This is a genomic window from Taklimakanibacter deserti (assembly GCA_003574785.1).
The window spans coordinates 71,239-78,408 of the sequence record QORU01000025.1 but is presented as its reverse complement, the minus strand read 5'-3'; the positions used below and the strand labels follow the sequence as shown (position 1 = coordinate 78,408).

Here is a 7,170-nt window from a genome sequence, read left to right as displayed (position 1 = left end):
TCGCAGCAACGCGGAGGGCTTGGTGGCTCCCGGCAGAGCGACCCGTCCTGCCAGTCTAATCCCCGGCACAGGACACCAGAAGGGTACAGGGAGGGGCCCAATGCCGAGCATTGGGAGGGTGAGGGGGAACGGTCGGTGATTTCCTTCTCCGCCGGTTCCCCCTCACCCTAACCCACTCCCCCGCAGGGGGAGTGGGGATTACCGTCTATCCCACCGCCTTTGCGTAGGTCCGCGGCGACACACCGTATTTGCGCACGAAGATGCGGGTCATGTGGCTCTGATCGGCGAAGCCCGCGGCGAATGCTGCTTGCGCAAGCGGTAAACGGGCGGCAATCAGCCGGCGCGCCAAGGCAATGCGGCGCTGCATCACATAGGCATGCGGCGTGAGGCCCGTCGCCTTGCAGAACGCGCGCAGGAGCTGGAACCTGCTCAATCCCGCCTCTTGCGCGAGCGCCGCGAGCGTCAGCGGAGAGGCCGGATCATCATCGATCAATTGCCGGACACTGCGGATGGCATCGGGAATATGGGGCTCCTTGCCCGCCTTCGGCCGCAAGGCGGCAAAAAGCAGGAGCAGCAGCTCTTCGCGTTCGAGCGGCGCCTCGCCGCCTTTCGTCATGGCCGCGAACAGCGCGCCGAAGCGGCCGATCAACGGTCCGCCGCTCAACACCGGATGCGAGAATTCGAACGCCTTCGTTTTGCCTTCGCTCATATCCGCGACCACCGCTGAGATGACCGCGGGATCGAAATAGAGGATGCGCCATGAGCGCCCATGATCGCCAATGGGGGCGCCGTCATGCACCTCGCCCGGATTGACGGTGATCACATCGCCCGTCCCCGCTTCCACCATGCCGCGGCCGCTGAGCGAGCGATGGGCGCCTTGATGGATCACGCCGATGCCGAACTGATCATGGGTGTGGCGTGGAAAGACATGCCGCGTCGAAGCCAGGACCGCCTCGACGCCGGCCATGCCACAGCGCAGCATCCGGAACTGGCTTGCGGCCGTCACTCGGGCTTGCGGCGCAGCACCGCCTGAAGCACGTCGCGGACGCCGATGGCGCCGACGAAGCGCTCGCCTTCATCGAAGAGCGCCACCGGCGCCGTGTCGGCGCGGTGCATGGCGAGCATCACGGTGCGCAGGGACGTGCCGGGCGTCGCCCAGAAGACCGGGCGATCGTTCGGACGCACCGGCTTCTCGGCCTCGGAACAGGCGACCCAGGTCGCCTTCTGCTTTTCGCGCTCGGCATCGACCACCTTGCGGTCGGGGCCGATCTTGAAGCGCGTGGTCCGCCTGCGGTCGAGCCACACCCAGCCTTCACCGGCATCCTCGAGATCGCGCGCGTCGCGCATCACATTATAGGCGGTGAGCACGCTCAGGGGATTCACATTGGCGATGAATTCGCGCACATAGTCATTGGCGGGGCGCAGCACGATGTCCTCCGGCCGCCCGGTCTGCACGATGCGCCCGCCCTCGAGGATCGAGATGTAGTTGCCGAGCTTGAGCGCCTCTTCGAGATCGTGGCTGACGAAGATGATCGTCTTCTTGAGCGTCTTCTGCAGCGACAGCAATTCGTCCTGCAATTTGGTGCGGATCAGGGGATCGAGCGCCGAGAAGGGCTCGTCCATCAGGAGGATCGGCGCCTCGGTCGCGAAGGCACGCGCCAGGCCGACGCGCTGCTGCATGCCGCCCGACAATTCATGGCCGTATTTCTTCGACCATTGATCGAGGCCGACGAGCTTGAGCTGCTTGTCGACGCGCGCCGCGCGCTCGCCATCGGGCATGCCGGCAAGCTCGAGGCCGAAGCCGACATTCTCGGCGACGGTGCGCCAGGGCAGCAGGCCGAACTGCTGGAACACCATGGCGACGCGGTGCTGGCGCAGGCGGCGCAAGGTTTCGGGCGAGCAGGTCACGACATCGACCGGCTTGCCGTTGTCATTGACCACGACCTCGCCGCGCGAGACCTTGTTGAGGCCGTTGACGGCGCGCAGCAGCGTGGACTTTCCCGAGCCCGAAAGGCCCATGAGCACGCTGATCTCGCCTTCCTTGACCGCGAGATTGGCGCCGGCGCAGCCCAAGACCGCGCCCGTCTTCTCCAGGATCTCGGAGCGCGAGGCGCCCTTGTCGAGGAGCTTCAGCCCTTCCGCCTCGCGCTCGCCGAAGACGATGTCGACATTCTTGAACTCGACGGCCGTGGTCATGACGCTTTCCTTTCGCCGACCCGGCAGACGCGGTCGAGAATGATGGCGAGCACCACGATGGCGATGCCGGCCTCGAGGCCTAAGGGAATGTTGACCGAGTTCAAGGCCCGCACCACCGGCTTGCCGAGGCCGTTGGCGCCGACGAGCGCGGCGATGACCACCATGGAAAGCGACAGCATGATGCACTGGGTGAGGCCCGCCATGATGGTGGGGAGTGCCGCCGGCAATTCGACCTTCCACAATAATTGCCGCTTGGTGGCGCCGAAGGCTTCACCCGCCTCGATGAGCTGCTTCGGCACCGAGGTGATGCCGAGATGGGTGAGGCGGACCGGGGCCGGTATGGCGAAGATCACGGTGGCGATGAGGCCGGGGGCGAGGCCGAGGCCGAACAGGACGAGCACCGGGATGAGATAAACGAAGGTCGGCATGGTCTGCATGAGGTCGAGGATGGGCCGCAGGATACGGAACAGCCAGGGACGATGGGCGGCGGCGATGCCGAGCGGCACGCCGATCGCCATCGACACGCCGGCCGCCGCGATGACCAGCGCCAGGGTTTCGATCGTCTCCTTCCAGAAGCCGAGATTCATGATGAAGAGCAGGCCGATGGCCGTGGCGATGGCGAGCTTGATCGAGCGCTGCAGATACCAGGCGAGGAGGCTGATGAGAATGACGACGATGATCGGCGGCACCATCAGCACGAGATCGATGATGCCCTCGAGCACAAAGGTGAAGCCGCGCGCAATGCCGTCGAAGAACCATTCGAAGTTCGTCGTGAGAAAGCCGAAGAAGGCTTTGCCCCAGGCGCCGATCGGTATCTTCCAGGCGGTGATGAGTTGTGTAATCGGATCCATCTCAGCCCCTCCCCCTTGATGCTTTTTCTTTCAGCGTAACAAAAAGGCGGCCCGCTGTCTTGGGCCGCCTTCATGTTTCATGCGCTCAAAAGGGTTCAGCCGCCGAGCTTGGCCTTAACGGCTGCCGCGGCGTCGCCGCCATCGAAGGTGGTCACGCCGTCGAGCCAGGGCGTGATGGCATCGGGATTGGCCTTGAGCCACTCGGTCGCGGCAACCTTGCCTTCCTTGCCGTCGGTCAGGATGCCGCCCATGATCTCGTTTTCCATCTTGAGCGTGAATTTGAGATTGCTGATGAACTTGCCGACATTCGGGCATTCGCCGACATAGCCCTTGCGCACATTGGTGTGGACCGTGGCGCCACCGAAATTGGGCCCGAAGACATCATCGCCGCCCGAGAGATAGGCCATCTCGAAATTGGCGTTCATCGGATGCGGCTCCCAGCCGAGGAACACGATATCGGCCTTCTTCGGCACCGACTTCGAGACCTGGGCCAGCATGCCCTGCTCCGAGCTTTCGACCAGCTCGAAGCCCTTGAGGCCGAACTTGTCGCCCGAGATCATGTCGAGGATCAGCCGGTTGCCGTCATTGCCGGCCTCGATGCCATAGATCTTGTTGTCGAGCTTGTCCTTGAACTTGGCGATATCGGCGAAATCCTTGAGGCCCTCGTCGTAAGTGTATTTCGGCACCGCGAGGGTGTATTTGGCGCCCTCGAGATTGACGCCCAGCGTCTCGACCGAGCCATCCTCGCGATAGGGCTTGATGTCGTTCTCCATGGTCGGCATCCAGTTGCCGAGGAAGACATCGATGTCCTTGCTCTTGAGCGAGCTGTAGGTGACCGGCACCGACAGGACCTGGATTTCGGGCTCATAGCCCAGCGCCTCGAGCAGCACATTGGCCGTCGCCGTGGTGGCGGTGATATCGGTCCAGCCCACATCCGAGAAACGCACCTTCTTGCAGGCCTCGGCATCGCCGGCCGCCGCCGCTCCCGCCATGACGGTCAGGCTGGCGCCCAGTGCCAACAGGCCAAGCAAGGCTTTGAGCTTCATGGTCATTTGATCCTCCCTATGGATATCTTTGGAATAAAGACTACTCTCTTTCGCCGGGGGATCGTCAAGCTTTTTATTGGACGGACGTCCAATGAACGTAATAAGCTCGGCGATCCAATCTTTGCGAGGGGCCAATGCCCAAGAGGGGAATGAAGCCGATCCGCCGCCAGCAATTGATCGATGCGGCGATCGCTTCCATACACGAGCACGGTTTTTCGAGCGCGACGGTCGCCCGCATCGCCCGCAAGGCCGGGGTGTCGACCGGCATCGTGCATCACTATTTCACCGACAAGACCGACCTTCTCGCCTCCACCATGCGTTCGCTGCTCGATCTCCTGCGGCGCGAGGCGGTGATGCGCATGCGCATCGCCCACACACCGATCGAGCGCATCTATGCGATCATCCATGCGTCCTATGGCGATCAGCAGTTCTCCGAGGAGGTGTTCTCGGCCTGGCTCGCGCTCTACGGCAATGCGCGCGACTCCGACAAGCTGCAGCGCATCCTGCGCATCTACCACAGGCGGCTGCACAGCAACCTTCTCTACAATCTCGTGCCCCTCATCGGGCGCGAGCGCGCCAAGGACGTGGCGCTGGGCATCGGCGCCCTCATCGACGGCCTGTGGCTGCGCTATGCGCTGACCGGCCGGCCGGAGAACGCCGAGACGCCGCGCGCCCTGACCCGCGCCTATGCCGACGCCATGATCGCCGGCAAGTAATGATGATTACTATTTGCGCATGACCTTTTCCGAGAAGTCTGCAACTTTTCGGAATCATGCTTGAAGGGAGCAAGAAAATGAAACCGGTGAAATGGGGCATCATCTCGACCGCCAATATCGGCATGGCCAAGGTCATTCCGGGCATGCTGAAGAGCAAGGAGCTCGACGTCGTGGCGATCTCGTCGCGCGACAAGAAGACGGCCGAGGCCGCGGCGAAGAAGCTCGGCATCAAACAGGCCTATGGCTCCTATGAGGAGATGCTGGCCGATCCTGATATCGAGGCGGTGTACAATCCCTTGCCCAACCACTTGCATGTGCCCTTGACCCTCGCCGCGGTCAAGGCCGGCAAGCATGTGCTGTGCGAGAAGCCCATCGCCATCACCGCCAAAGAGGCCAAGAAGCTCAAGAAGGTGCCGAAGGGCATCTATGTGGCGGAAGCCTTCATGGTGCGCCATGCGCTGCAATGGCAGGCGGTGCGCGCAAGGATCGAGAAGGGCGAGATCGGCACGCTCCGGCTCATGCAGGTGTTCTTCTCCTATTATCTCGACGATCCGAAGAATGTGCGCAACATCGCCAAGATCGGCGGCGGCGGGCTGCTCGACATCGGCTGCTATCCGATCACCGTGGCGCGCTACATCTTCGATGCCGAGCCCAAGGCGGTGACCGCGGTCTTCGACCGCGACCCCAAATTCAAGACCGACCGGGCGGCGAGCGGGCTCGCCGATTTCGGCAAGGGCCGGCAATTGTCCTTCGCCATCTCGACCCAGACGGCACCCTTCCAGCGCGTGCAGATCGCCGGTACCAAGGGCCGCATCGAGGTCGAGATCCCGTTCAACGCGCCGCCCGACAAGCCCAACCGCTATTTCGTGCAGGGCATGGCGATGAACGAAGGCAAAACCTATGAACTCCCCGTGAGCGATCAATATCAACTGCAGGCGGAAGCCTTCGGCCGCGTCATCCGCAAGGACAAGAAGGCGGCCTATGGCATCAAGGACGCGATCCAGAACATGAAGATCATCGACGCCTTCTTCCGCTCCGAGAAGAGCCGGAAGTGGGAAGAGGTGTAGTTTACCCTCGCCCCGCTTCAGCCGGGAGAGGTAAATCGCTCCACAGCCGCGCCGCACCACGTACGCCGCTCTTCTCACCGTGCTTGGCGCGCGCCACCTTCACCGTCGCGCTTCCTGAAAACGCATATCGGCCGGCGCGCGGGCCGAGCTCCTCGACCAGCTCCGGCAGGCCTGACAGGCCGCCACCGATCACGAAGATATCGGGATCGATCACATTGACGATCGCCGCGGTGAGCCTTGCCAGCCGGTCGGCCAGGCGATCGATCGCCGCTTTGGCTTGGGTGTCGCCGGCGCGCGCCATGGCCACGATCTCAGGCCCTTTCAATCGGGCGCCCGCTGCCTTCTCATAGTCGCGCGCCAGCCCCGTTCCCGACACATATTGCTCGACGCAGCCCTTCTTGCCGCAGAAACAGGGAATGAGCGGCCATTCGCTGTCATTGGGCCAGGGCATGGGCGTGTGGCCGAATTCCGCCGCTTCGTTATTGGGCCCATGGCGCAGCTTGCCGTCGATCACGAGGCCGCCGCCCAAGGCCGTGCCGATGGTGAAGCCCGCGACCACCGCATGGCCGGCACCCGCCCCGTCATAGGCTTCCGACAGAGCGAAGCAGTTGGCGTCGTTCTCGAGGCGCACCGCGCGCCCGAGAAGGCGCTCGACATCCTTGGGCATCGGCTTGCCGTTGCAGTCGAGGATATTGGCGTTGCGCCACAGTCCCGTCTTCGGCGCCGCCGATCCCGGCGCGCCGATGCCGACCGTCGCCTGAGCGTTGGCATGCGCCTCGGCCTCGCGCACAAGCCCCGCAATGGCGCTGAGGATCGCGTCATAGGTTTTGGGCGTCGGCACGCGCTTCTCGAAGCGGACGCGGCCATCGCCCGCCAGCACGATGGCGTCAATCTTGGTGCCGCCGAGATCGACGCCGATCCGGTCAGGCGCGGTTATAGGCGTCGTCATAGCGCACGATATCGTCTTCGCCGAGATAGTCGCCGAACTGCACCTCGATGATCTCGACCAGACCCTCATGATGGTTCTCTAGCCGGTGCTTGGCGCCTTGCGGGATGTCGACCGACTGCGACCGGGTCAGCGTCAGGACCTTGTCGTCGACGGTCACGGTGGCGGTGCCGGTGACGACCGTCCAATGCTCACCCCTGTGCTTGTGGCTCTGCAGCGACAGGCGCCCGCCCTCAGTCACCACGATGCGCTTCACCTTGAAGCCCTTGCCTTCGTCGAGCACGTGGAACGAGCCCCAGGGGCGGTTTTCACTATACATACTGATCTCCTCTTCTTGTCTGCGCATGA

The 7,170-nt window shown here is 63.5% G+C and carries 8 protein-coding genes; 2 read left to right on the top strand and 6 right to left on the bottom strand.

Annotated elements, in window-relative coordinates:
- Positions 1 to 205: 205 nt before the first annotated feature.
- The 4 genes from DS839_RS34185 to DS839_RS34170 all read right to left on the bottom strand — a co-directional run bounded on the left by DS839_RS34185 (position 206) and on the right by DS839_RS34170 (position 4,093).
- Positions 206 to 982 carry an AraC family transcriptional regulator gene (locus DS839_RS34185; protein ID WP_119275039.1) on the bottom strand — a complete coding sequence of 259 codons (777 nt, stop codon included), beginning with the start codon at positions 980 to 982 and terminating at the stop codon, positions 206 to 208.
- A gap of 20 nt (positions 983 to 1,002) precedes the next feature.
- Positions 1,003 to 2,196, bottom strand: a complete 1,194-nt coding sequence (gene choV / locus DS839_RS34180) for a choline ABC transporter ATP-binding protein (protein ID WP_119275029.1) — start codon at positions 2,194 to 2,196, stop codon at positions 1,003 to 1,005.
- A complete protein-coding gene (gene choW, locus DS839_RS34175) occupies positions 2,193 to 3,047 on the bottom strand; it encodes a choline ABC transporter permease subunit (RefSeq protein ID WP_119275028.1) in 855 nt (284 codons plus the stop codon). The genes choV and choW overlap by 4 nt, the downstream gene beginning before the upstream one ends.
- Positions 3,048 to 3,142: 95 nt before the next feature.
- Positions 3,143 to 4,093 (bottom strand): choline ABC transporter substrate-binding protein, encoded by a 951-nt coding sequence (locus DS839_RS34170; protein WP_119275038.1) that lies wholly within the window; start codon positions 4,091 to 4,093, stop codon positions 3,143 to 3,145.
- A gap of 134 nt (positions 4,094 to 4,227) precedes the next feature.
- On the opposite strand from DS839_RS34170, the gene betI reads away from it, so the two are divergent.
- Positions 4,228 to 4,809, top strand: a complete 582-nt coding sequence (betI, locus tag DS839_RS34165) for a transcriptional regulator BetI (RefSeq protein WP_119275027.1) — start codon at positions 4,228 to 4,230, stop codon at positions 4,807 to 4,809.
- 77 nt (positions 4,810 to 4,886) lie between these two features.
- Positions 4,887 to 5,876 (top strand): Gfo/Idh/MocA family protein, encoded by a 990-nt coding sequence (locus DS839_RS34160; RefSeq protein WP_119275026.1) that lies wholly within the window; start codon positions 4,887 to 4,889, stop codon positions 5,874 to 5,876.
- 1 nt (position 5,877) lies between these two features.
- Here the strand turns inward: DS839_RS34160 and DS839_RS34155 are convergent, their stop codons facing one another.
- A complete protein-coding gene (locus tag DS839_RS34155; protein ID WP_119275025.1) occupies positions 5,878 to 6,825 on the bottom strand; it encodes an ROK family protein in 948 nt (315 codons plus the stop codon).
- Positions 6,800 to 7,141, bottom strand: coding sequence for a phosphomannose isomerase type II C-terminal cupin domain (locus tag DS839_RS34150; protein WP_368912078.1), 342 nt, complete (start codon positions 7,139 to 7,141; stop codon positions 6,800 to 6,802). Before DS839_RS34150 ends, DS839_RS34155 begins: the two co-directional genes overlap by 26 nt.
- Between the last annotated feature and the right edge of the window lie 29 nt (positions 7,142 to 7,170).

Excerpts from the sequence above, each read along its gene's own strand:
- DS839_RS34185 (WP_119275039.1), bottom strand. The coding sequence starts at position 982 with ATGCTGCGCTGTGGCATGGCCGGCGTCGAGGCGGTCCTGGCTTCGACG.
- choV (WP_119275029.1), bottom strand. The coding sequence starts at position 2,196 with ATGACCACGGCCGTCGAGTTCAAGAATGTCGACATCGTCTTCGGCGAG.
- choW (WP_119275028.1), bottom strand. The coding sequence starts at position 3,047 with ATGGATCCGATTACACAACTCATCACCGCCTGGAAGATACCGATCGGC.
- DS839_RS34170 (WP_119275038.1), bottom strand. The coding sequence starts at position 4,093 with ATGAAGCTCAAAGCCTTGCTTGGCCTGTTGGCACTGGGCGCCAGCCTG.
- betI (WP_119275027.1), top strand. The coding sequence starts at position 4,228 with ATGCCCAAGAGGGGAATGAAGCCGATCCGCCGCCAGCAATTGATCGAT.
- DS839_RS34160 (WP_119275026.1), top strand. The coding sequence starts at position 4,887 with ATGAAACCGGTGAAATGGGGCATCATCTCGACCGCCAATATCGGCATG.
- DS839_RS34155 (WP_119275025.1), bottom strand. The coding sequence starts at position 6,825 with ATGACGACGCCTATAACCGCGCCTGACCGGATCGGCGTCGATCTCGGC.
- DS839_RS34150 (WP_368912078.1), bottom strand. The coding sequence starts at position 7,141 with ATGTATAGTGAAAACCGCCCCTGGGGCTCGTTCCACGTGCTCGACGAA.